Origin of the sequence: Micromonospora wenchangensis (genome assembly GCF_002210435.1) — a bacterium.
Classification (GTDB): domain Bacteria; phylum Actinomycetota; class Actinomycetes; order Mycobacteriales; family Micromonosporaceae; genus Micromonospora; species Micromonospora wenchangensis.
In genome coordinates this window covers 1-2,027 of record NZ_MZMV01000141.1, presented here as the reverse complement: position 1 = coordinate 2,027, position 2,027 = coordinate 1, and the positions used below count along the sequence as shown (strand labels likewise).

Sequence of the window (2,027 nt, the reverse complement as noted above, 5' to 3'; positions counted from 1 at the left end):
CGGTCGGGTGATGAGGGATTCGATGGTGACCACCGGCACTCCCGCCGGGTCCGTCGCCGACACACTCACCGACCCGTCATCACCACGCACCAACCGCACCCGCAACACCGTCGCCCCAACCGCACCCACCTCCACACCCGTAAACGCAAACGGCAACCGCGGCCGATCCTCCGCCACCACCCCCGGAACCAACGCAATCGCCTGAAGCGCACCATCCAACAACGCCGGATGCAACGCGAACCCCTGCGCCTCCACCCCCTCCGGCAACACCACCTCCGCAAACACCTCACCACCACGACACCACGCCGCCCGCAACCCCCGAAAAACCGGACCATACCGATAACCCGCCTCAGCCAACCCCTCATAAAACCCCTCGACCGACACCACCTCCGCACCCACCGGCGGCCACGGCACCACACCACCAACCACCGCACCACCACCACCCACCAAAACAGCACTCGCATGACGCGTAAACGGCACATCCACCCCCGCATCATCCAACCGAGAATAAATCCCCAAACCCCGACGACCCGAACCATCAGGACCACCCAACACCACCTGCAAATGCACACCACCACGCCGCGGAAGCTCCAAAGGAGTATGCAACGTCAACTCCTCAACACGATCACAACCCACCTCATCACCCGCCCGCACCGCCAACTCCACCAACGCCGCCCCCGGCACCAAAACCACATCACCCACCACATGATCAACCAACCAACCATGCGACTGCACCGACAACCGACCCGTCAACACCACCCCATCCCCATCCGCCAACCGCATCGACCCCGCCACCAAAGAATGCCGAGCCGCCACCAAACCCACCGACCGCACATCCCCACCCACCGACCCCAACCAAAAACGCCGCCGCTGAAACGCATACGACGGCAACTCCACCCGATTACCCACCGGCACCCACGCCGACAAATCCAACCCCACACCCCGAACAAACAACTCACCCGCACTCAACAACAACCGCGACAACCCACCCTCACCCCGACGCAACGACCCCACCACCACCGCACCCGAACCCACCGACTCCACCGTCTCCACCACCGCACCCACCAACACCGGATGCGGACTCACCTCCACAAAAGCACCCACCCCCTCCCCCGCCAAACCAGCAACCACCGACTCCAACAACACCGGCCGACGCAAATTCTCAAACCAATACCCCGCATCCAGATCCCCACCATCCACCACCCGACCCACCACCGTCGAAAAAAACGGCACCCGCGACACCCCCGGCCGCACCCCACCCAACACCCGCAACAACTCATCCCGCACACCCTCCACCTGCGAAGAATGCGACGCATACGACACCGGCACCCGCCGCCACCGCACACCCCGCTCCTCACACCACCGCTCCACCACCTCCAACCCCGACACCACACCCGACACCACCGTCGCCGACGGCCCATTCACCGCCGCCACCTCCACCCCCGAAACACCCTCCAACAACCCCCGAACAACATCCACCCCCACACCCACCGACGTCATACCCCCCACCACCCCACCCGCCGACAACCCACCAATCAACGCCGACCGCGACACCACCACCCGCGCCCCATCCTCCAAAGACAACACCCCCGCCACACACGCCGCCGCAATCTCCCCCTGCGAATGCCCCACCACCACCGACGGCCGAACACCCCACGACTCCCACACCGCCGCCAACGACACCATCACCGCCCACAAAACCGGCTGCACCACCTCCACCCGACCCAACGCCACCTCATCCCCCAACACCCCCACCAACGACCAATCCACAAACAACCCCAAAGCCCGCTCACACTCCGCCATCCGCCCCGCAAAAACCGACGACGAACCCAACAACTCCACCGCCATACCCACCCACTGCGCACCCTGCCCCGGAAAAACAAACACCACCCGCCCATCACACACACCCGAACCCACCACCACATTCGACCCCTCAACACCCTCCGCACACGCCACCAAACCCGCCCGCACCACCCCCACATCCCCACCAACAACCACCGCCCGCACACCCAACACACCCCGCGACC

At 64.9% G+C, this 2,027-nt stretch carries 1 protein-coding gene; it reads right to left on the bottom strand.

Annotation, left to right across the window (positions count from 1 at the left end):
• The coding region (locus tag B5D80_RS32600; protein WP_144081851.1) for an acyltransferase domain-containing protein at positions 1-2,007 on the bottom strand (2,007 nt) is incomplete at its 3' end.
• Positions 2,008-2,027: the final 20 nt, after the last annotated feature.